Origin of the sequence: Larkinella sp. VNQ87, assembly GCF_049445795.1 — a bacterium.
Lineage (GTDB): Bacteria > Bacteroidota > Bacteroidia > Cytophagales > Spirosomataceae > Larkinella.
The window spans coordinates 79,268-98,514 of the sequence record NZ_JBMSDT010000004.1; the positions used below are offsets into that span (position 1 = coordinate 79,268).

The 19,247-nt window shown below is 54.5% G+C and carries 23 protein-coding genes; 3 read left to right on the plus strand and 20 right to left on the minus strand.

Annotated features, from left to right (window positions below; genetic code table 11):
• Positions 1-37 precede the first annotated feature (37 nt).
• The 20 genes from ACO2Q8_RS07705 to ACO2Q8_RS07800 all read right to left on the minus strand — a co-directional run bounded on the left by ACO2Q8_RS07705 (position 38) and on the right by ACO2Q8_RS07800 (position 16,531).
• Positions 38-667 (minus strand): hypothetical protein, encoded by a 630-nt coding sequence (locus ACO2Q8_RS07705; protein WP_423344207.1) that lies wholly within the window; start codon positions 665-667, stop codon positions 38-40.
• Entirely contained in the window at positions 664-1,227 is a 564-nt protein-coding gene (locus ACO2Q8_RS07710) for a hypothetical protein (RefSeq protein WP_423344208.1), read from the minus strand. The genes ACO2Q8_RS07705 and ACO2Q8_RS07710 overlap by 4 nt, the downstream gene beginning before the upstream one ends.
• On the minus strand, positions 1,227-4,100 hold the full coding sequence (locus ACO2Q8_RS07715) for a hypothetical protein (protein ID WP_423344209.1): 2,874 nt from the start codon (positions 4,098-4,100) through the stop codon (positions 1,227-1,229). Before ACO2Q8_RS07715 ends, ACO2Q8_RS07710 begins: the two co-directional genes overlap by 1 nt.
• Before the next feature lies 1 nt (position 4,101).
• Positions 4,102-5,808, minus strand: coding sequence for a hypothetical protein (locus tag ACO2Q8_RS07720; RefSeq protein ID WP_423344210.1), 1,707 nt, complete (start codon positions 5,806-5,808; stop codon positions 4,102-4,104).
• The gene (locus ACO2Q8_RS07725; protein ID WP_423344211.1) at positions 5,798-6,607 is read right to left on the minus strand and encodes a hypothetical protein; all 810 of its coding nucleotides are present in this window, start codon (positions 6,605-6,607) and stop codon (positions 5,798-5,800) included. The genes ACO2Q8_RS07720 and ACO2Q8_RS07725 overlap by 11 nt, the downstream gene beginning before the upstream one ends.
• A 6-nt stretch (positions 6,608-6,613) precedes the next feature.
• Entirely contained in the window at positions 6,614-6,898 is a 285-nt protein-coding gene (locus ACO2Q8_RS07730) for a LysM peptidoglycan-binding domain-containing protein (protein ID WP_423344212.1), read from the minus strand.
• Positions 6,891-7,181: a hypothetical protein gene (locus ACO2Q8_RS07735; protein WP_423344213.1), complete on the minus strand. Its 291-nt coding sequence runs from the start codon at positions 7,179-7,181 to the stop codon at positions 6,891-6,893. Before ACO2Q8_RS07735 ends, ACO2Q8_RS07730 begins: the two co-directional genes overlap by 8 nt.
• Positions 7,178-7,822, minus strand: a complete 645-nt coding sequence (locus ACO2Q8_RS07740) for a hypothetical protein (protein WP_423344214.1) — start codon at positions 7,820-7,822, stop codon at positions 7,178-7,180. Before ACO2Q8_RS07740 ends, ACO2Q8_RS07735 begins: the two co-directional genes overlap by 4 nt.
• Positions 7,823-7,868: 46 nt before the next feature.
• Positions 7,869-8,909 carry a hypothetical protein gene (locus tag ACO2Q8_RS07745; RefSeq protein ID WP_423344215.1) on the minus strand — a complete coding sequence of 347 codons (1,041 nt, stop codon included), beginning with the start codon at positions 8,907-8,909 and terminating at the stop codon, positions 7,869-7,871.
• 26 nt (positions 8,910-8,935) lie between these two features.
• Positions 8,936-9,436, minus strand: coding sequence for a DUF6046 domain-containing protein (locus ACO2Q8_RS07750; protein WP_423344216.1), 501 nt, complete (start codon positions 9,434-9,436; stop codon positions 8,936-8,938).
• Positions 9,436-11,355 carry a tape measure protein gene (locus tag ACO2Q8_RS07755; protein ID WP_423344217.1) on the minus strand — a complete coding sequence of 640 codons (1,920 nt, stop codon included), beginning with the start codon at positions 11,353-11,355 and terminating at the stop codon, positions 9,436-9,438. The genes ACO2Q8_RS07750 and ACO2Q8_RS07755 overlap by 1 nt, the downstream gene beginning before the upstream one ends.
• The gene (locus ACO2Q8_RS07760) at positions 11,352-11,486 is read right to left on the minus strand and encodes a hypothetical protein (RefSeq protein WP_423344218.1); all 135 of its coding nucleotides are present in this window, start codon (positions 11,484-11,486) and stop codon (positions 11,352-11,354) included. Before ACO2Q8_RS07760 ends, ACO2Q8_RS07755 begins: the two co-directional genes overlap by 4 nt.
• 44 nt (positions 11,487-11,530) lie before the next feature.
• Positions 11,531-11,905, minus strand: coding sequence for a hypothetical protein (locus ACO2Q8_RS07765; protein ID WP_423344219.1), 375 nt, complete (start codon positions 11,903-11,905; stop codon positions 11,531-11,533).
• A gap of 34 nt (positions 11,906-11,939) precedes the next feature.
• Positions 11,940-12,413 (minus strand): hypothetical protein, encoded by a 474-nt coding sequence (locus tag ACO2Q8_RS07770; protein ID WP_423344220.1) that lies wholly within the window; start codon positions 12,411-12,413, stop codon positions 11,940-11,942.
• Positions 12,397-12,717: a hypothetical protein gene (locus tag ACO2Q8_RS07775; RefSeq protein ID WP_423344221.1), complete on the minus strand. Its 321-nt coding sequence runs from the start codon at positions 12,715-12,717 to the stop codon at positions 12,397-12,399. Before ACO2Q8_RS07775 ends, ACO2Q8_RS07770 begins: the two co-directional genes overlap by 17 nt.
• On the minus strand, positions 12,686-12,868 hold the full coding sequence (locus ACO2Q8_RS07780) for a hypothetical protein (protein ID WP_423344222.1): 183 nt from the start codon (positions 12,866-12,868) through the stop codon (positions 12,686-12,688). Before ACO2Q8_RS07780 ends, ACO2Q8_RS07775 begins: the two co-directional genes overlap by 32 nt.
• Before the next feature lie 2 nt (positions 12,869-12,870).
• Positions 12,871-13,302 (minus strand): hypothetical protein, encoded by a 432-nt coding sequence (locus ACO2Q8_RS07785; RefSeq protein ID WP_423344223.1) that lies wholly within the window; start codon positions 13,300-13,302, stop codon positions 12,871-12,873.
• A 1-nt stretch (position 13,303) separates the two neighbouring features.
• Complete coding sequence (locus ACO2Q8_RS07790; protein WP_423344224.1) at positions 13,304-14,497, minus strand: DUF2586 family protein; 1,194 nt, start codon at positions 14,495-14,497, stop codon at positions 13,304-13,306.
• A 55-nt stretch (positions 14,498-14,552) separates the two neighbouring features.
• Positions 14,553-15,464, minus strand: coding sequence for a hypothetical protein (locus tag ACO2Q8_RS07795; protein ID WP_423344225.1), 912 nt, complete (start codon positions 15,462-15,464; stop codon positions 14,553-14,555).
• A 92-nt stretch (positions 15,465-15,556) separates the two neighbouring features.
• Positions 15,557-16,531: an HK97 family phage prohead protease gene (locus ACO2Q8_RS07800; RefSeq protein WP_423344226.1), complete on the minus strand. Its 975-nt coding sequence runs from the start codon at positions 16,529-16,531 to the stop codon at positions 15,557-15,559.
• A gap of 199 nt (positions 16,532-16,730) precedes the next feature.
• Between ACO2Q8_RS07800 and ACO2Q8_RS07805 the strand changes: the two genes are divergently transcribed.
• Genes ACO2Q8_RS07805 through ACO2Q8_RS07815 form a run of 3 tightly spaced genes read left to right on the plus strand, consistent with a single transcriptional unit; the run spans position 16,731 to position 19,183 of the window.
• On the plus strand, positions 16,731-17,198 hold the full coding sequence (locus tag ACO2Q8_RS07805) for a terminase gpP N-terminus-related DNA-binding protein (protein WP_423344227.1): 468 nt from the start codon (positions 16,731-16,733) through the stop codon (positions 17,196-17,198).
• Positions 17,199-18,764: a hypothetical protein gene (locus ACO2Q8_RS07810; RefSeq protein WP_423344228.1), complete on the plus strand. Its 1,566-nt coding sequence runs from the start codon at positions 17,199-17,201 to the stop codon at positions 18,762-18,764.
• Positions 18,765-18,766: 2 nt separating this feature from the next.
• Positions 18,767-19,183: a phage protein Gp36 family protein gene (locus ACO2Q8_RS07815; RefSeq protein ID WP_423344229.1), complete on the plus strand. Its 417-nt coding sequence runs from the start codon at positions 18,767-18,769 to the stop codon at positions 19,181-19,183.
• Positions 19,184-19,247: the final 64 nt, after the last annotated feature.

Here is a 19,247-nt window from a genome sequence, read left to right on the forward strand (position 1 = left end):
CAACGGCCAGCCTTTTTAAACCACCTTTAAACGCTAATTAAATCGCTTCGATTTCCTCCAGGGTATCCGCTTCAGCCAGCGCCTGAAGCTTGTCGGCATAATCGGTTTGCAATCCGTAGAACCAGGCGTAGTAATCACTGACCGCCGTATTGACCTCGGAAACCGTGTGCATGACCGGCACGAACGGTGCCGTCTCGCTCACCGCGCTGCTAAACAACCCATCGACGCCCAGGTTCTGAAAACCCACCGCGAACGTGAGGAACGTCGATTTATCATACCAGCGGCCACCACTTTCAAAGCGCCCCTTTTTCGCCACTTCCAATTCGGCCTGCAACTCGACCGCCTTTCGCTGACGGGCATCCGCCACGTACACCTCCATGCTGACCGGCACGTTCGTCAGCGTCATTTCAACCGGATCGTACTGGTAGTAGATGCGGTTTGGGTCGCTGATCTGGGCAACATCCGACAGGGGCAACCCAGGAGCCAGGATGTACACAGAATCGCGGGCTACGAAAATGCTCTCATAGTCTTCCGGAGAGACCAGCGCCAACCCCTTATAGATAAAATCAGGATTCGTCAAAAAGTTGCTCTGATTAAACGTGTCGGCAGTAGGCAGGGCGCTCAGGCGAGAATCCGCCTTATTGACGAGCAAAACACAGTACATCATTGGAGGAAAGCGGTTGGGTTAACGCCTACTTTGATGGCAACGATCTTATCAATCATTTTCCACGATTCAGGCGGGATGGACGTATCAGGTAGGTAATACCGGCTAATCTGGATGTCAACCACCATGTACCGGTTGGTGCTATTTGCCCCGAAAATCTCCGAAACGATCCACTTTGGATTATTGGCGGACTGGGCATTGTGGGCGGACGTGCTGATCGTTTGGGTGTCCCAAATCACGTTGACGTTCGTCGGTTTGCCCGGCAGGGTGGTCCACTTTGTGATCTGCTTCAATCCGTCGATCTGCTGTGCAACACCCGAATCCTTTGTGTAGCCCTGGAAAATCTGAAACAAATCGCCCAGGGTATTGACATTCAGTCCAGGGGTGACCGCCTTCAGGTCGCTATCATAGGTAGCCAACTTTTGGTTAACCACCTGCTGATCGACGGCTGTTTGCTCCGGAATTAGCAGAAACGAATCGATTAGGTCAGCGTAATCCTGTACACTTGGCTTTGCTCCCTGGGCAAACCGGCCTTTGAGGTATTCTCTACTTTGTTGTGCCATCAGAACGTTTCTTCAATAGTTTCAAAATCGACCAGATTCGCCTTGCCAATTGAGTTCCAGTCAGCCGACAACCAAGCGCCCTCGTTTCCAGCTTTTCGGAGTTTTCGGATACTAGCCGTGATCGTGTTCGTCGCCGTTCCACGGGTTGCGATGGGAACGCCGATAAGTCCATCGAGAGCGTGTATGCAGCGGACATACTCAGCTACCTGGTGCTCATGGGTACCTACTCCAAAGAGACTGATTGCGCGAACTCGTCCACGACCCAGCGCCCTGGTGAAGTTGTCGTAGACAGATACATTGTTGATATTGGTCGTGGTACGGGGTATTTCCGTATTGTCCGAATAAGACTTTACCCACCGACCTACAACATTCGGCGTAACCGTGGAAAGGTTTCGATTGAACAAGCTAAAATCACCCTCAATGTCGATGGCGACCATGCCCTGAGCGGCCAACTGTGCCAGGTAATCGGTAATGAAGCGCCAGTCGTCCTGGGCCATCGCGTTGACTTTCACAATGGGAATGCCGGTTGTCAACCGCTTTACTTCAGCCGTACCCACCAACACAGACTGCGAATTGGTATAAGCTCCGCAATCAATCATATCATTGATTGACGAGCCAGTGATCCATTGGCCCCATTCCTTTACCGTCGCCAGCTTGGTGGTACGATACCGGACGGCCCGACGCCCCCGATCATCGTTGGTTCCAAACGAATCGTTGATGTCAAAGGATGCCGGATTAGGAATAAACGTGTACAAGTTGTTGGTGTAAGCCGCGAAACCCGTATCCGCCCGTGGCTCACAGCCTGAATAGGTTTCAATACCTCCGGACCCATTGCGGTGGCTGTACTGAAACTCGGCTGACTCCGACAGCCCCCACGACACTTCGGCAGGAGAGTAGCGAAGAATGATTTGACGGGCGATGCCTTCAATTCGGAACACCGGGTTCGACTCATCGTAGCCAACACCATCTTTCCAAGCATTCCAAAACTCCAGGCTAGGCGTTTTGCACGGCGGCTGGGTGCCATCATGGTAACGTTGACACATATCCGTTGTCAACCAGGATGGAAATTCGTTATCCAGGAAGCCAATCAGGATATGAATGAGCAAGGGCGCGTTTCGGTTGTTCGCCGTCGCCAGTGCAGCCCACTGATCCCACCGGGCATAATTCCCGTTCGCCTTAATCCATTCGCCGATCCGAATGGTCATCCGAACTGAATTACCACCCTCGTTCAACCCGGTATTGACAACCCCTAAAAACTGACTAAACTCGGTAGGGTCACCAGGTGGATAGTGATTCGTGAGGTAGGTCAACGTTTGGTTGATGGATGGCGCGGTTCCCCCGCCATTATTGCCACCACCGGTATTCCCTCCACCCGTATTGCCACCGCCCGTATCGCCCCCACCAACCGATCCAACGCTAAAACACTGGACATGCAGGTCACGGGCATCATACATGCCCAGGTCGTAGATGGTACCATCTACCATCACTTCAAGCTTGCGTTTACCCGACATCGGGCCGTCCGGATCAACGAACCAAACCACCCGTTTGCCGCTGGCTCCCCGGCTCAGGCGACAGATCGGCTTGGCCCCGCTGATTGTCACGCCACCGGAAACCGTATCCGAACCCCGCGCATACAAAACGTCGGCTCCATCACTCCGGACCTCTACCCAGGCACCGCCATCCAACCGGTACTTACAGAACTCCGACGTGTACGAGGTGTGCGACCCGCCCAGGAAATTGACCGCCTGCATGGCAAGATCGATACCCAGCATGGTTGCTGTCTGGCAGGTCCACGATTGGCGCGGAAACTTGTAAGGGGCGTTCGGCTGATACGGAAATGTGCCATTCCCGCCACCAGCGGGGCGAAACTCATCCAAAATAAATCGAAACTGGCCGTCCGCATTTCCCCGAACATTTCGATCCTCCCCGTGCCGGTATCCATCTTCAAAAGTGGTTACCGCTTCAACTTCCATGTACCCAATGAACGCAACGTTTCGGCACGAATCCGCCGACATAACGGCGTGTTCGTACATCCAGATGCTTCCGGCTGGACTGGTGGTCGTGGAGCCGTGTTTGTGGTTCACAGAAAACGAACCACCGGTTACTGACTCTACGGGAGGCCAAAAAAACAGGCTTCCTTTGCGTTCCGGAAAAGCCTTCTTACCAATAAGCAGCATGTGCAGCACGCTGTGTTCGACGCCAAAGGCAGGCAAATAGCGGAGATACAAGTGGGCGTGCCAGTGCATCCCCATGTCGAAATACGTCGGGTAGTACTGCTTAAACGCCTGGCGTGCCGCCGTCTGACTGGCGTACATGTTGGTAAACTTCGACTGCACCCCGTTGGGTGCCCCACCATCGACGCTGAAAGTTTCGTTCGAGTAGCTGAAGCGGAGCGCCCCGTAGTTACCGAAAAACCAGTAGTCAGAGGGCAGGCCATCCATGATCCCTTCGTAGTACCGCTTGTGCCGCTGCTCATTGTTGATGCCGTTTGCAGCCAGGCTAGCGTCAGGGACCAGAACGGGATCACCTTCACCCTCCTGACTCCAAAGATGCCCCAAACGAGGGAACGCTTTTCCGGCGTTAAAGCATTGATCCAGCGACATGTTGGTACATTGGCCGACGCCCCCAAACTGGGCCAAAATGGAACTACCCGGAATGGTTGCCCGAACGCCATCGGCAGCTTCGGTATGGCTGACCGCAAAGACATGGGTCATGTATTTGAGGTAATCGGTAACGGGGCGGTTCGTCTTGAGATACCCCGCGTAGCGTTTGCCGGTCGGCTTGGTCCGCACCGGGAATTCAGTCGTCCGGTCTATCTCATCATATTTCAGATAGCCCGGACGTGTCAGTAACTTGGTTCCTGCAATTGCCATATTAGTTGGTGGGAAGTCCGGTTTCGATGGAGAATTGATGACCTGGCTTAACCATGTTCGAGCGCCGGGTATACTCAGCAGACGGATTTGTCACGCCATCGTAAAACTTGTATTGCCACCAGTTTGACGGAATGTCGCTCGCCTGAACAATCAGCACGTCTAGGAAACGCTGGGCACCTACGGCGACATTCTGGTAACTGGTGTAGGCAATGTTATTGACGATGATGTACCCCACATAGCCAGACTGAACATTTTGGGGCGTGATCGAATAGCGGATTTCACCACCCACAACCGACCGGGTTACCGTGGCCACGTTTGTATCCAGCCCGTTGACGCGGGGAATGTTGAACGCCGTCTCCGCTACATTCGGATCAACCGCCGTCACAACTTCCCCGGAAATGGTTTGTCCACCTGAAACAACCTCGACGCGGTAGATGTAGCCTACTTCCGTTGCAATCTGCTTTTCCTCACCAACGACATAGGCCAGATTTTGCTCAAAAATCGTTGTGTCGTTCCGCTTCACGCGGGTCAGATAGGTTCCGGCAATGGTAACCGCCCAAAGCAAGGCTGATCCATTCAACTTGGGATACCCACTGGAAAAAGCCAGGACCGTGCCGCCACCCCCTCCCGTATCGACCGGCGTTATTTCATCCTCAAACTTGATCCCGCTCAGGGTAATGCTTCGGACACGTTTGACGTTCGGGTACAGTTTCCGCCAAACCTCGACCCGCCAGGTGCCAGCGGGCACCTTCTCAATCCCATGAAACAGGTAACGCCGGTTGGCAGTCACCGCCCCGTTGGCAGTCTGGATAATGAATTGCTCAGGCTTCAGATCGACAGACGAAGGCCAGGTGCCCTGTTGACCCGGTTCGGGAACAATCCGCCCGGAGTACACTTCATTATCCATGACCAGCGCCAGAATGTTAAGCCCTTGCGAAAAACCATCCCAGTGCGCAAAGATTCGGAAGTCGGCCAGCGGATCGGGCTGGTTGACCTGGGTAACCACGTAGGTTTTCGGCGAACCCGGCAATGACGCCATCGTGTCCATAAATTTGACATCGACGGTGTGCGTACCAACGGTTTTGTATTGATCCGGTATTTTATAGCTGATCCCATGAAATCCGTAATCACCCAACATCTCGCCGATTTCCGGTCGCCAACGACCGGCGTAGTGTTCCTCAACCAGCACATCATCAATATAAATCAGCACCCAAACACCGGTATCAAAGCGATTGGCATCAGCCGCCCAGCCTAAAATTTCGGTAGCGTTAACCGACTCCAGCAACCCGATCATCGCAAACGGGATGGTAGACGGATTGCCATCAACCCGCCAGGAAACCTCGTCAGTCGTTCGAATTGACCATCTTTTCGAACGGAGGTGCTGATCGTTCAATACGGCGATTACCCGGTTTCGCTGGCTTCCGGGAAGATCGGAGGGCACGACCACCTGAAAATCTACATCTTTGAAGTTGCCATCCAGGATATAAATCAGGTACGAACGCCCGATGGCCGCGTTCAGCAGCGACTCCAGGACGATCACCTGGCCGTTGCTCGATCCCTTCAGCAGCATTTCCGTGCGAAACGTGTTGAACGCCTGGATGGTGTACAGGATCGGAGCAAAGAGCATCCGGGCCAGCGCAATCTTAATCGGCGTCCGGGACGAAGGCGGCAACGATTGACGGATAAAACTCGGCAGATCAAACAGCATAGGTCAGGACGGAATCAGTGTGCAAAACCATGTGACCGGCAGGGGAAACCAGTTCGCGGGAAAACGTAAGCCAGGTGGGCGACCCCGCTTGCCGGTAGAACGATTGACTCACCACGAAGTCTTTCACGCCGGGCACTGTCTGCATATAATCCGTAAGCAGGGTCCAGCTTAAAACCGAATCAAACGGAATGGTTTTCAGGTAGCCTTGCAGGGCATCCCGAATCGGGAATTTGGCCGGATCACTCAGGCTTGCCCCGGCATTCGACACTACTTGCGGGTCGATTTTGATCGTCACGTTCAGGCGCAATTCGTCAGCGGCCAGGCTGACCACATCGACGGCCACCCCCGCGTATTTAATGGCCCGGACATACTCTTTCAAGGCTGTCAACTCATCGCCCGACAGGGGCACCAGGTTTGTCGCCCCCTTCACCGCCTTCACCGTCAGCCGTCCGTTCGATGTGTTTTCTGTGACGGCACACTGCTTGATAATTTGTTTGGCGGGATCGATGGTGGTGTACGTGGCCGTCGAGCCGCGCACAATCACGGCGTCCCCAAACTGGAACGCCTTTACCTTAGCGGCATACCACTCCAGCGTCCCGATCTCCTTAGCGGCCAACAGCGCCGTTTGCTCGACACGAAAGTCGTCAAAGGCTTTTTCGACCAGTTGCACCAGCAGCGCCCACATTCGTTTCAGGAGCCGGTAAAACGCCACCTGGCTTGCTGAATTTAAGTTAGCCAGTTCGGGCATGGTAGCCTGAACCGTGTCCATTTCCGCCAAAATCTCGTCGGTCGTTCTCATACATAGTTATGGTTGTACGGTGTATTCATTCAAAAACCAGTAGCCAACGCCCTCCGGTTGGTCGTCTCCAGTGACGGTAGCAAACGGCGCGAAGTCATTTAAATAGGCTTTAAAGCGCACATTCACCACCTCCGTCCGGATCAACAGCACTTGCCCCGCCCGGAGCCGATCCGATGGCCCACTTAAGGTCGGATTGTCCTCCAGCAGCCAGTGTAACCCCTCGACATCACCATACGCTTCGATGGCAATGTCGAGCAAGCTTTGGCCGCTTATCACCCTGTACTCATTCATAGCGTGCAATGATGGTTATGGCATCGGGTTCAATTGACACGCTATCGACCGTGTTGCCGTCCCGCTCCAGTTCCGCCCGGATCGTCCGGGTCAGCCCCGGCGCACCGCCTTCGTCCAACAGGAAGCGAGACAACCCCACGCCGATGGTCGGATCAAAATGATTCCAGCCCTTATGCCAGATCACAATGTCGGTATGGTGCTGATCGGTGGCATCGCCCACGACCAGATCACCGTTTTTAATCACCAAATCGCCCGTATCCGGATCGTGCAAAAAATCGTTCACTGGAGTAGTTGGTTTGCCTTCGTTTCAAGCTGGACAATGCTGGTGATGGTGGTCGGAAAAACCGATGCAGACGGAGAACCGGGAGCCGCACAAACCACCTGGAAGGTTTTCAGGAGCGTGGTCAGGCTAGTAAACAGTTCCTTCAGGTTAACCCCGGCGTTCTTCACGGTCACCTTACCGGATTTCAGCGTTAATTCGGCTTGGTCCTGCTTGATCGTTGCGCCGTCGCTCAGGGTCATTTCGACGCCCCCCTTTTTGATGGTCGCTTTATCGGCCAGGCTCATTTCCAGATCATCCCGCTTAAACGTCGCACCGTCTTTGGAAACCTGCACCGTCACACCCTCGATGACGACTTCGACCCGATCCACTTCCGACACCTGGCACACAAACAGGTTGCTCAATTCATTCTCAATGGTTCCGATGAAAATGTAGGAGCCAACGCGCGGAACCAGCAACACGCCTTCAGAAGCGTCATCATCGGCCCGAAGGTTCACGCCCGGCACATCGACCAGGCCCGTCCCAACGATGTCCACCGTGCAGGTCGTCCCCTGGACGGATTTCACCAGGGCGGGCCACACCTGCACCGGCGACTTGCCCACCACCTGCCGAATGCCTGCTACGATTTGCGCGTTCTTGTCCATCGAATATTTGGCTACGGATCTTCGCCGGCCGCTCGTTTACCAAAGATTATACGGAAAGCTTAATGCCCAGGGTCACCGTTCGACGGCCCCCGCTGGACGAAAATTCCGTCTTGACGCTGTTCACGTAGTAGCTACCCTCACGCTCTTTGTAGTCCGGATCAAGAATTTTGGCCGTGTAGCCGGTTGAGCAGATCGGCAGGAGCCAGCCCCGAAGCGATCCTTTGTAGCCATCGAATGAAAGCTTCTTTAGTTCCTCTTTGGCGATAGTCTCCAGGGTCGCTTTGTCCGAAATCGTTGGACGCTGGAACGTGCGGACATCGCCCCCCTTTTCGCCAACCTCCACTTCTACATTAGCCCCCTTTTTGGTCCGCCCGACCACTTTCACCAGAACCTTTGTATCCTCCTTTCTGACGTACTGGAGGTCCGTGGATTCCTCAATATTCTTGCTGAAATCGTAGGTGACCTGGCCGGTTTTTTCGGTGTACTTCAGATGGCAGTGTAACTCATTACCCCGTGCGTAGATGGCTAAACCGGTTTCTGAACGCAGCTTCTCCAGCACTTCAAACCCGTTCGAGCGAACAATAGTGAACTTATCAAACTGCAAGCCATCCACATCCGTCACGACCTTGAATTGCTGATTGCCGGGCAATTGCCGGTTGAGTTCGGAAACAACATACTTCAGCACATCCACCGCCGTGGTTTTCTGAAAGGCTTTATCCTTGATGTCCCGGCGTGTCAGGTAGATGGCGTCTTCGACCTCCAGTTTCATCGGGCTATTCGGATAGATGGCCCGGAGGTAGCCTACAAATTCGGTATTCAGCTTACCATCATACCCCAGTTTGACCGTCACGGCGTCGCCCCGTTTGATCTTGCCCTCGATCTGGTACGGCTTGTTGCGAACCATGCCCGGCACCGTGATCGTGCAGCGGTCCAACAATGATTCCGTACTGGACTCGACAGTTACCGACTCGACACCCTTCAGGGCGACGTTTCCAATCTCGATTTCATAATCCATCCGAAACATAGGCGATGCGGTTGCAGCGGTTAGGGCCAGCAGGAAGGCCACGGAAGAAAAAAGCGATTTCATATAAATACAGGGGGTTTAAACGCTACTTAAATCAATTCAAAATCCTGGTCGGAGTAGCCCGAAATCCGGAAGTACTGGTTCTCCAGGCCCGAAGTTTCCGGTAGTTCCCACTCCTCGACGGCCATCAGCGTAATACCCAGGATGTCGGTTAGCCTACAGGAGATTACCAGGCTCCGCTTAGCTTCCAGCAGCTTTTTGAGCTTCGATAGGTTTTCTTCCGGAAACTCGCCCAATTTCTCCGACACAAAAATCCCGCGAACACTGATGCTGTAATCGTCCTGCGACCACAACTCCTTAACCGACCCGATACCATTCTTTTTGCTGATGTTCCTCCGGACGATCATATTCCGACCGCGCACACTTACTAGTGGCTCAATCGGCAAGGTCCAAAAATCAGAATTATCGCGAGTAAGGCCGATCCGAAACGGCATTTTCATGGTCGCACCGGTCCGCTTGATAGCCTGCTCGTCAGGCAACTGACTTGTAGTCGGAATAGCGAGCGGGTCGGGTAGTCTGATGGTTGCCATTAGGGAGTTGCGACAGCGTTGGCACTATTGAGAGCACGTAAAACGGCATCCTGGATCATTTCTTCCATTTCGTTGACGCCTTCTTTAAAATGGTTGACGTGGATTTCGCTTTTCTCAATCAGCTTGTTCACGTTAATGGTGATGGTCGTGGATTTGGAGCCGCCCACCGTAGCCGACACGCCAGCCGCTTTATCGAGTTCCTTGCCGGAAGGAGTACCGCTACCAGGAGCCAGGCCGTTCGCGGCCATTGCAGGGGTCGAAACCTTTTTCATTTTGGCCTGCTCAGCCGCCATTCTCCGACTCATCTTGTCGGTATTGATGGCCCGGTCGGCATTGGCTAACCCCTCTTTCCAGCCATCGGCAAACGCTTTACCCACTCCGGCAAAGTCACCATTCTTGAAAGCTTCCCAGGCTTTACCCAGACTACTGAAGACCGCCTTACCCACCTCCCAGAGTTTGATTAAGGAGTTGCGGAACCATTCGACGTTATCCCAGGCGTATTTGATCATAGCCACTAGGGCGACGATGGCGGCAATCACCGCCCCGACCGGGTTGGCGTACATGGCGGCATTCAGTGCCCACCAACCCTTCACCAGCAACCCGACCACCAAAATAGCTTTCACGATGGCACTATCGGCCAGCCAAAGAATCAATTCGCCTACCCATTTGACGGCGGTACTGATCACCCAAACGACATCGGCAAAAATCTCCAGGACCACGTTCAGCCCGGAAACATTCGATTCCATCGAACTAAAGGGTGAAAGCAGGTTGGTAACGACCGTAAACAGGTCGGCCAGCAGATCCCGCACCGGCTGCAAAGCGTCCCACACCTTCATAAAGCCTTCGCCCAGCGGGGCCAGCTTCGCCAGGAACGGATCAATCTGCCCGATCAACGCCGTGCCAAAATCAAAGATTTTACCCAGGAAGGGGTTCAGTTTCTCCGCCCAGGTAGCGAGTTTATCTTGCAGGGTACCGGTGAACGTAGACCACTTACCACCAGCGGTTTGGCTGAGCTTATCTAACCCTCCCTGATAAGCACCTCCATTGGCGGACAGATTGGCAATGGCCCGGTCTACATCCTCAAACCGGATTTTTCGATCCTCGGCCAATTTGAACAACTCTTCACCGGTCACGCCCAGGTCTTTTTTAAGCTGATCCATGAGCAGCGTCCCGCCAAATTCCTGGTGCAATTCCCCGGAGTCGATAAACCCTTTGGCCTTAATTTTGGCGTAAGCAGCCGACATTTCCTCAAAATCCTTCTGGCTCACAGCGGCCATGTTGCCGATGTTGGTCATCTTGGACTCCAGTTCATTGGCGGACACCTTGGCGGCCAATAGCGCCCGGCCCGCGCCGTATACCTGCTCATTCGAGTAGGGCGTCACATTGGCAAAGTTGTTGAGTTTGCCCATCAACTGATCGACGCCCTCTTTGCCCACGAATTGCTCGTAAGCTACTTTCGTCTGTTCCCGGTTCATTCCGGATTGCAGCAGTTGCCCCGCACCGGCCAACAAACCACCACCCACCACCAGGCCCGTAACCGAACCCATCAGCCCACCACCCAACAGACCACCCAACAAGCCCCCGCTTTTCTTCCCGGAACTTTCCAGCTTGTTAAGTTTGCGCTCCAGGGCGTCGATCTCCCGATTAGCCCGGCGCACTTCGCCCAGGTCTAACGACAAATCACGTTGGCGAGTCAAAGCGTCGAGTTTCTGTCGGAGCGAGTCGATAGAATGCCCTTCTTTGGCAAATCCCATTTTCCGCTTAAGCTGATCGACCGTCTGAGCCGCCCGGCTAAAGCCCGACTGAAGCCGCTCCGTTAGTCGCTGCATCGTTGAAACCGTACTGCCATATCGCTGACTGATCTGCATCAGGGTAGGCGATACCAGGTCTTGCAATCGAAATGCCCAGGAGTAGTTCATCGCTGGTTGGACTTGATGGGTTTGGTTTGCGTCAGCAGAAATTGGGCTTCCCGCCAGATACGGGCAAAATCGTCCGGCTCCAGGTCATACGGCTCGATGGCCGGGAAGAAGAAGCGAATCCAGGAGGACATCACCCGGAACGTATCGGTTTCCTCAATCTCCGGGTAGTCCTCCTCTAAAGCTTTTTTAGGCTGGCTTGCCGAATTTCCAGCAACTCAATACACTGGAGCGCGGCACTGGTGAACATCGACGGTTCGTCGATCACGCGCCGATCCCCGGCCACAAAGCAGTTCTTGGCGATGACCTTTCCGGCTTCAATCAGGTTCGGCACCTTCGACATGGCGAAATTGATTTCTTTGGCCGTGGGCTTGCGGATGTAAGCAAAAACCGCCCCTTCGATCTCATCCTCATCCTCATTAGTTGGTACCAGATACGGATCGTGCTTCACGAAAATCTCCTGCACCGCGATTTGATAAACCTCACCGTACTTCGCCTTTAGAGCCTCCACATCGACCGCATTGGACGGCGCTGAAAAACTTTTCGTTTCCATTGTTATTTGCGTTTAAAGTGTCTTTAAGTGGGTTTTAAACCTCGAAATGGGGCCGGTCCACGAATGAATCATCGGCCTTGCCGTTGCCGTTGAAGTCTCCACCCCAACGAACATCCGGAAACTCGGCCCGAAGGATCACAGCGGCCTGATTGAACAGGCGGGGCGTGTAGTCCAGGCTCTTTTTATCCGGCGTGAGAAACGCAATGTCAAACGCCTGACTCGGCCACCGCTCATGCTTGCTGGTGCCGGGCTTGGACTTGGTAATGATGCGCCGGTTCTCAGCTTCCGAAATTGCCGCCAATTCCGCGCCCCGGCGCAAGCTGTTGACAATGGCAAGCTTTTCCCGGCCCTGAGCGTAGTAAGCGCGTTGCACGGCAGCGGGCCGAAACACTTCAATCAGGAACGGTTTGGGATCGTTGGGGAACAGAATCGGATACTGCTGTTCCAGGTACGCCCAGGCTTTTTGCAGCCGGACGACGGCATCTTTGATGTTACGGGTGCTGGGCATTGCCGGATTTGGTTACACGCGGTTTGCTGGTTTTCCCTCGAATCATATCCCGGACCAACCGGGTCAGCGTTTCCACCTCCGTGGTGAGCAGCGCAATTTTTTGCTCCTGCTTTTCGGACAGCTTGGTAAGCTGGGAAAGCTGGGATTCGTGAGAATTGAATTTGATGCGGGTTCGCTCATATTGCCGAACGACGGCAATCAGCGACGGAATACCCACAACCAATGCCGAAACGATCCCCCAGGCTTCCGCCAGGCTTAAACGGATTTCGGTATTACTGTTGATTTGGGTCAGCAGGCTGTGCATGGGTACGGCGGATCGGGGTAACGGTGGGGTCTTGCAGATGCCGGGCCTGCGCCTGGGCATCGGTCTTGGTCAAATGTACCCAACCGTCCGACGTTCGGTAGAGCATCCGAACGGCGGGGTACATTTGGAAGATTTGGACCGGTTCAGTCATGGTTACGCGGCAACGCGGGTTTGGGTCAGGTACATGAAGGGGAGTGGAACTTCCATTTTCTTCATGTTCTGCTCGGCGTTCATTTCCTGGCTGTTGAACTGGCAACCGGCCAGCTTATAGGTCACGATCTGATCCCGGTCATTGGCAAAACTGATCTGCACCTCGAACGGCGGAATGAAATTCACGTTGCCGTTGGCATCCGAGAATTGATCCAGGAGTTTTTCCAGTTCGTTTTGCAGGAGCGTGAGCGTTCCGGAGTACTTGGAATTACCCGATTTGATCGCCAGCGGCTCGGTGCCTTTGCCGTAAATTTCCTCCTTCTCCTGGTCGGCTTTCCATTGACAGTTAACCACCCCAACCACCATGTTACCGGCCACGCGGATTTCGGTTTCAGACCAGGCGTAGAGCCTGGTATCCATTTGAAAATTTGCCATGTTACGTCGCTAAAGCGGGATTGGTGAAGCCCAGTTTGATGACAATCTCCTTCAGTTGCCCAACCGGGATAAGCTTCAACTGAATTTCCAGCCGATCCGTTGAGAGGATGTTTTGGCGGGGATCGATGGTGCAATCGACACTGGAGCAATTGCCATTGACGACCATCTGCTGATTGATGGCGTTTTCGATGCGCCCCTCCAGGTAGCCGATTTTGGTGGGTGAAATCCGGCCATTGGCCTGGACCTCAACCTCGTCCAATAGCTCCAGCACATACGTCTGGTAGGTCAGCCGAACGGCCTTGCCGATCACCCGGTTTCGGGAAATGCTGGAAAAATCGTCGTTATTGTCAACCAGCGACGGATCATCCGACAGGAAGACGCCCGGAATGCCCTGGTGAATCCGGGGCAAAATGTACCCCGCGTCGTGGATCGCATTCAGTGCGCCCAGGGTCAGGGAACGAACGGAAACCCCACTGGTGAGGTAGGCATCCGCCATAAAGGAACCATCTTTGACGCGGCCAATGTTGCGCTGAACCGGAATCGACGCCAGGCGTCCCAACAATTTACCCATGCAGGATACCCGCGCCCCGGCCACGTCGGTTCCGACGAAACACGACACCCGGTTTGCCGTGCCCCCTTGCCGCCAATTGATGTACCCACCAGCGGGGTCCATGTACGAACCATCCAGAATGATGTGAACGGGACTGTAACGGCCATAAAACTTTTCGGCCACCATTTGAGCCGCCCCCACGGCAGCTTGCACGTTTCCATCAAAGCCCTGGTTCAAACTGGGCGTGTAGCCAGCCGCCCGGCCCATTGAAACGCCAGCGACGTTCACGCGCCCCTCAGCCGCCACCAACAGCTTTTCCAGGGGAGTACTATCGTCCGCCGAATTGCCGACCGCCGACACCAGCGTGGTGGTGTTGGCAATCAGGATAATCCAGAGTTCCGCGCCATCGCCTGCAAAGGCAAAGAAGTCATTGATTTGCGTCCAGGCGTGCAACAGGTTGGGCACATCGGATTTGATGCCCACATCTTCTGCATCGGCCAAGCTAAAGAGCCGCTTGGCGACACCAAGCGCCAGGCCCGTGGCCGCAACACCGGTAACGACCAAACCGGCTACGCCATCGGCGACTTGGGTTGAACGACCCAAGCCACCGGACTGTATCTGTATGTCTACTTTCGGTTGTGCCATTGTGAGTAGTTAAGTGAGGTGTATTAAGAGCCAGGCCAGCGCCTGGCACTCACAATTAAGCAGCAGCGTCTTCGATGATGGCAAAAATGCCTTTGCCGTCGCCCCGACGAATCCGGCCACCGGCCATCACCAGGAAGGAGTAAATGTCCCCGTAGTAGGTCGGATCACCCAGCCGCTCGAACATATCGACCGTGCCCAGGGCGCGTTCAACGATGCTCGGATGCCACAGGATAGCCGCCTGGTTGTCCGTGGCCGCCGTGGCCTGGCCGGGATCTTTCACGACAGGGGTGGCCGCATTGGTGTACACCAGCGTTGCCGACCGTTCCATCAACTCAAAGCCGTACAATTTGGCAATCACCCCGCCTTTCACGTCCAGTTCGAGTGATTTATCCCGCTTCAGCAAATCCGCGTCGGACAGCAGGAAATCCATCATGTCGGACGGAATCAGGGCTACGCGGCCTTCTTGCGGAATGTTCTGCTTGTTCATCGCCAGCCGTGCTTTCTTCAGGTCTTCTTTCGTGAGTCCCTTCCGGTTGCCGGTTGCGCCGGGCGACGCACTGAGAACAGCCGCCCCGGTGGTACGCAAAAACTGAGCCGCAGCCGTGGGTGCCCAGTTCCGGAGCATCCAGTCAGCCACCAGTTCCCGGATGGAAGCCATGTCCTCCCCAATAACCGACGCCCGTTTGTCATAGGACAACTGGATCGTGTCAATGTTCGGGATCGTGATCGGGTTGGAGGTGTATTCGTCCAGCGCATACACGATGTCTGTGTCGGTACGCTTGGTTACCGTAGCCGGTAAGGATGACCGGTTTCGGACAACCCCACTGCCAGCCCCGGCATTCGGGATGTGAACTACTTTACCGGCCAATACGTACTGATCGACATTGGTGGAACGGGTCAGAAAGTCGTTGCCTTTGTACAGGTTGCCAACGATGTCGGTCTGCCAAATTTCTTTCTCTAAGGCCATTTGATTTGAAATAAGTTACGTGGGTACGGGAAAACTTGTCTGGCCCACCCTTCAGCCTTTAGCCTCCGGGTGGGCGCTCTTCTACGGGTATGCTATTTGCCGCTGTAGGTCTTCCCCCACTTGGCCTTGTAAATTTGATCGAACAGGGGGCGGTTTTCGGCCATCAGCTTCACGAGCTTGCCATTCCGGTCCAACTCGTCGTACTTCTTCACCAGGTCGTCATCAGCCAGGGCAATGGCCGCTTGCTGGGCACCCCCGGTAGCAAGCTGAACCAGATCAACCGGCGCTTTGATGCTTGCCAGCACGGTTTCAGCCAGCGCAAAATCTGCCGCAAACAGTTTGATGTACGTATCTTTCTGATCCGCCGTGATGCGTTTTTCAGAAATAGCCGTATCAACCAGTTTAACCGCTTTCGCTTCCTGGTCTTCCTTCTGCTTCTTCAGAAGCTGCTCGTACTTCTCTTTGTAGTTGGTACCATCTGCCGAAGCAGCAGCGGCCTTCAGTTCGATCACCTTCGCGGTAATCTGTTCCTGGGTGGCCGTCTCTGCAAGACCGCACGCCAGGGCAATGGCTACTAAGCTCATTTGCTCGTTGGGTTTGAAAGGTTGTGATTGATTGGAAAGCTTGAGAAGGAAGTCTTTGGCCTGGTCGTCGGTCAGGTATTCCCCTCGCGAATCGACCAGCTTCAGGGCATTGCGGTTGCCGCCCACGTCTACAATGCTGATTTCCTGAAGGACGCTTTTGGTGGCGTCGTAGCATTTCAGTTCGTCATTGTAAACAATCTCCTGAATTTCGGCCACGATGCTGGCGGCATTGAGAAAGCCCCGGTCAACCTGACCCGCCACCTGATCCCCTAACTCGATGTCGGTATCAAATTCCGGCTCGGCCAGCCACTCGTTATTCTCCAGGCGGAGATTATTCCACTTGCCAATCACCTGCCCACGCTTGTGCATGTAGAGCATGACCGGATTGGCTAAAAACGACTCAACCTGAAGGCCGGAATTGAGTATCCGAACCCCGTAGCAGGTAATCGTTTCGTCGGAAACGCGGAACGTTTTCTTAGGCATATCAACAAGTGTACGGTGGTGGCTTGCGCCTGTTTCAGCAGTGAAATTGGGCAGTGGGGACGGCTTAGGCAACCTGATTACCTACCGTTTTCGGCCAGGACAAACGCTGTTCGGATATTCCGAAAACGGTACGCAATGCTTTTGGGCCAGACACGTCGGATGCCCAATTTTGGTTTAGGCAAACGCCCACCGTACCCCCATGAACCAACGCGATAGAATCAAGCAGAGCGGAAAGGAACTCTACATGATGGGCCTGCAATCGCAGGACATCGCACGCATCTTAGGCGTGTCCGCTACGACGGTATCCACCTGGACAAGCAAGGAGGGGTGGCGGGAAGAACGTGCCGCCAAACTATCGCAAAAGCGGACGATTCAGGATCGTATCCTGGACCTGATCGACTACCAGCTTGAAGCCCTGAATGAGCGCGTTTTGGGGTATCGCACCGCGAACCCGGACGAATTGCCCCTCCTGGACAAAGGCGAAATCGACGCACTCTCCAAAATGTTCGCGGTGATCAAAGGCCGTGAATTGCAGTGGGCCACCGTGGTAGATATTGTCCGGGAGTTTGCGGAGCACGTCCACCGCAAAGATGCCGACCTGGCAAAAGCCCTGGTTCCGTATTCGGACGATTTTCTCCAGTTGAAACGCGATTTAATGACGAACTAAATGGCACTGACCGCAAAAGACAAACGGGCGTTTCAGGACTATTTAGATAGTCGGAAAGAGATTGTTTCGGCCAAAACGTCCGACATCCCCCTGAATGAGCCAGCCGCCGTAAAAGCCGCCCGGATCACCCGGCTGAAGGAAACCTTCGAACGGTTTTGCGAATACTATTTTCCGCACTACGCGTCGGCTCCCTTCGGCTGGTTTCACAAGAAAGCCGCCAAAGAAATTGAAGCCGATCCGAACGTCTTTGCCGTCCTGGAGTGGCCGCGCGAACACGCGAAATCGGTTTTTGCCGATGTACTCATGCCGCTGTACCTGAAGGCGAAAGACCAGCTTACCGGCATGGTGATCACCAGCGCCAACCAGTCTAAGGCGGTTGGCCTGCTCATCGACGTGCAGGTGGAACTTCAGTTCAACCAGCGGTACATTAATGACTTTGGGGAGCAATACAGCTTTGGCGACTGGGAGGAAGGCTCGTTTTCCACGCAAGACGGCGTAGGCTTTTGGGCACTCGGACGCGGCCAATCCCCGCGCGGTTTAAGAAAGGCCGAAAAACGCCCGAATTACGGCGTGGTCGATGACATCGATGACGACGAACTGGTCGAAAACGAAGAACGAGTTGAAAAGGTCGTCCGGTGGGTCGAAGGCGCTTTGTTTCCCTGTTTCTCGATCCTGGGCGCGCGTTTCGTCGTGGCCGGTAACCGGATACATCGGAAATCCGTCCTGGCTAACCTGGTGGGCGATGTCGAAGAAGACGACCCGGTGAAGGAAAGTATTTTTCACTGCAAGGTGTTCGCCCTGGAGAATCCGAAAACCCACAAGGAGGACCAGAGCGAAACCGGCGTCCCGGCCTGGAAAGAACGCTACACCCGCCCCATGCTGCTCGACAAGTGGAGTAAAATCCGCTATTCGATGGTTCAGCGCGAGTACTTCCACAAGTTCATCGTATCGGGTAAAATCTTCAAAGCGGAGTGGCTGACCTACATCAAGACGCCCCCGCTGGCTCACTATCCGTTCATTGTCACCTACAACGACCCCAGTTGGAAGGACTCGAAGAAAAACGACTACAAGGCCATTGTGGCCGTGGGTGCCCTGGGCAAGTTTCGTGATCTGCTGGACTGTTGGGTTACTCAGGGTACTAAATCAGCGATGGTGAAGGCGCATTACGACATGCACGAACGGTTGCTGGAGTTGGGCGCGAAAGTGATCTTCCATTTCATCGAGGGCGGGTTGATGCAGGACACCCACCTGGAGGAATACGTGAACGAGAGTGCCATCCGCAACTATATGCTCCCGATCCGGGCTGATGAACGCCAGAAACCCGACAAGGCCGGACGGATCGAATCCACCCTCCAGGCGCTTTTTGAGCACGGCGTATTTCGGATCAACCAGGAGTTGAAAGGCAACAAGCATTTCGTCAACTGGAAAGAGCAGCTATTAGCCTTCCCGACCGGACACGATGATGCGCCCGATGCCACGGAAGGAGCCGTTTTTATCATCAATCAGAAGGTGCGCACCGCCGTCCCGGATTTCTCCGGAAGGCACCGCCGTAACAACCGTTATTGATTATGTTTCTCACGAAAGCCGACCTTTCCAGTGACCTGTATCCCGAACTTCGGGAACTGATCACCCGCTACAGCGACACCGCCCTTTACGCTCACCTGGTCCGGGCGGAAGGAGAAATCCAAACATATTTGGGTGCCCGGTACGACATTGATCCGGAACTCGCCAAGACCGGCGACAACCGGCACAAGCTGCTGTTGAGCATCGCCAAAGACCTATCCGTGTACCACCTGTACACCCCGCTCGAAACCGTTCCGGATAAACGGAAAAACCGCTACGACCAGGCCATCCGGATGCTCGAATGGATCGCAGCCGGGAAAATGATCTTACCCGGCGTGCCGCTGGCTCCGGTACCGGAAGACGGCCCCGCACCCGGCCAAATTGCCTTTGGCTACAATCCCCGACGCCCGACGTTGAATTAACCGGCTTTTAAGTGTCACTTAAAAGCCCGACAAGAAGCGATAGGAGCAAATCCGGAAATCACAT

What these genes read in the sequence shown, in the direction of transcription:
- ACO2Q8_RS07705 (WP_423344207.1), bottom strand. Translation starts at nt 667, where the DNA reads ATGATGTACTGTGTTTTGCTCGTCAATAAGGCGGATTCTCGCCTGAGC.
- ACO2Q8_RS07710 (WP_423344208.1), bottom strand. Translation starts at nt 1,227, where the DNA reads ATGGCACAACAAAGTAGAGAATACCTCAAAGGCCGGTTTGCCCAGGGA.
- ACO2Q8_RS07715 (WP_423344209.1), bottom strand. Translation starts at nt 4,100, where the DNA reads ATGGCAATTGCAGGAACCAAGTTACTGACACGTCCGGGCTATCTGAAA.
- ACO2Q8_RS07720 (WP_423344210.1), bottom strand. Translation starts at nt 5,808, where the DNA reads ATGCTGTTTGATCTGCCGAGTTTTATCCGTCAATCGTTGCCGCCTTCG.
- ACO2Q8_RS07725 (WP_423344211.1), bottom strand. Translation starts at nt 6,607, where the DNA reads ATGAGAACGACCGACGAGATTTTGGCGGAAATGGACACGGTTCAGGCT.
- ACO2Q8_RS07730 (WP_423344212.1), bottom strand. Translation starts at nt 6,898, where the DNA reads ATGAATGAGTACAGGGTGATAAGCGGCCAAAGCTTGCTCGACATTGCC.
- ACO2Q8_RS07740 (WP_423344214.1), bottom strand. Translation starts at nt 7,822, where the DNA reads ATGGACAAGAACGCGCAAATCGTAGCAGGCATTCGGCAGGTGGTGGGC.
- ACO2Q8_RS07745 (WP_423344215.1), bottom strand. Translation starts at nt 8,909, where the DNA reads ATGAAATCGCTTTTTTCTTCCGTGGCCTTCCTGCTGGCCCTAACCGCT.
- ACO2Q8_RS07750 (WP_423344216.1), bottom strand. Translation starts at nt 9,436, where the DNA reads ATGGCAACCATCAGACTACCCGACCCGCTCGCTATTCCGACTACAAGT.
- ACO2Q8_RS07755 (WP_423344217.1), bottom strand. Translation starts at nt 11,355, where the DNA reads ATGAACTACTCCTGGGCATTTCGATTGCAAGACCTGGTATCGCCTACC.
- ACO2Q8_RS07760 (WP_423344218.1), bottom strand. Translation starts at nt 11,486, where the DNA reads ATGTCCTCCTGGATTCGCTTCTTCTTCCCGGCCATCGAGCCGTATGAC.
- ACO2Q8_RS07765 (WP_423344219.1), bottom strand. Translation starts at nt 11,905, where the DNA reads ATGGAAACGAAAAGTTTTTCAGCGCCGTCCAATGCGGTCGATGTGGAG.
- ACO2Q8_RS07770 (WP_423344220.1), bottom strand. Translation starts at nt 12,413, where the DNA reads ATGCCCAGCACCCGTAACATCAAAGATGCCGTCGTCCGGCTGCAAAAA.
- ACO2Q8_RS07775 (WP_423344221.1), bottom strand. Translation starts at nt 12,717, where the DNA reads ATGCACAGCCTGCTGACCCAAATCAACAGTAATACCGAAATCCGTTTA.
- ACO2Q8_RS07780 (WP_423344222.1), bottom strand. Translation starts at nt 12,868, where the DNA reads ATGACTGAACCGGTCCAAATCTTCCAAATGTACCCCGCCGTTCGGATG.
- ACO2Q8_RS07785 (WP_423344223.1), bottom strand. Translation starts at nt 13,302, where the DNA reads ATGGCAAATTTTCAAATGGATACCAGGCTCTACGCCTGGTCTGAAACC.
- ACO2Q8_RS07790 (WP_423344224.1), bottom strand. Translation starts at nt 14,497, where the DNA reads ATGGCACAACCGAAAGTAGACATACAGATACAGTCCGGTGGCTTGGGT.
- ACO2Q8_RS07795 (WP_423344225.1), bottom strand. Translation starts at nt 15,464, where the DNA reads ATGGCCTTAGAGAAAGAAATTTGGCAGACCGACATCGTTGGCAACCTG.
- ACO2Q8_RS07800 (WP_423344226.1), bottom strand. Translation starts at nt 16,531, where the DNA reads ATGCCTAAGAAAACGTTCCGCGTTTCCGACGAAACGATTACCTGCTAC.
- ACO2Q8_RS07805 (WP_423344227.1), top strand. Translation starts at nt 16,731, where the DNA reads ATGAACCAACGCGATAGAATCAAGCAGAGCGGAAAGGAACTCTACATG.
- ACO2Q8_RS07810 (WP_423344228.1), top strand. Translation starts at nt 17,199, where the DNA reads ATGGCACTGACCGCAAAAGACAAACGGGCGTTTCAGGACTATTTAGAT.
- ACO2Q8_RS07815 (WP_423344229.1), top strand. Translation starts at nt 18,767, where the DNA reads ATGTTTCTCACGAAAGCCGACCTTTCCAGTGACCTGTATCCCGAACTT.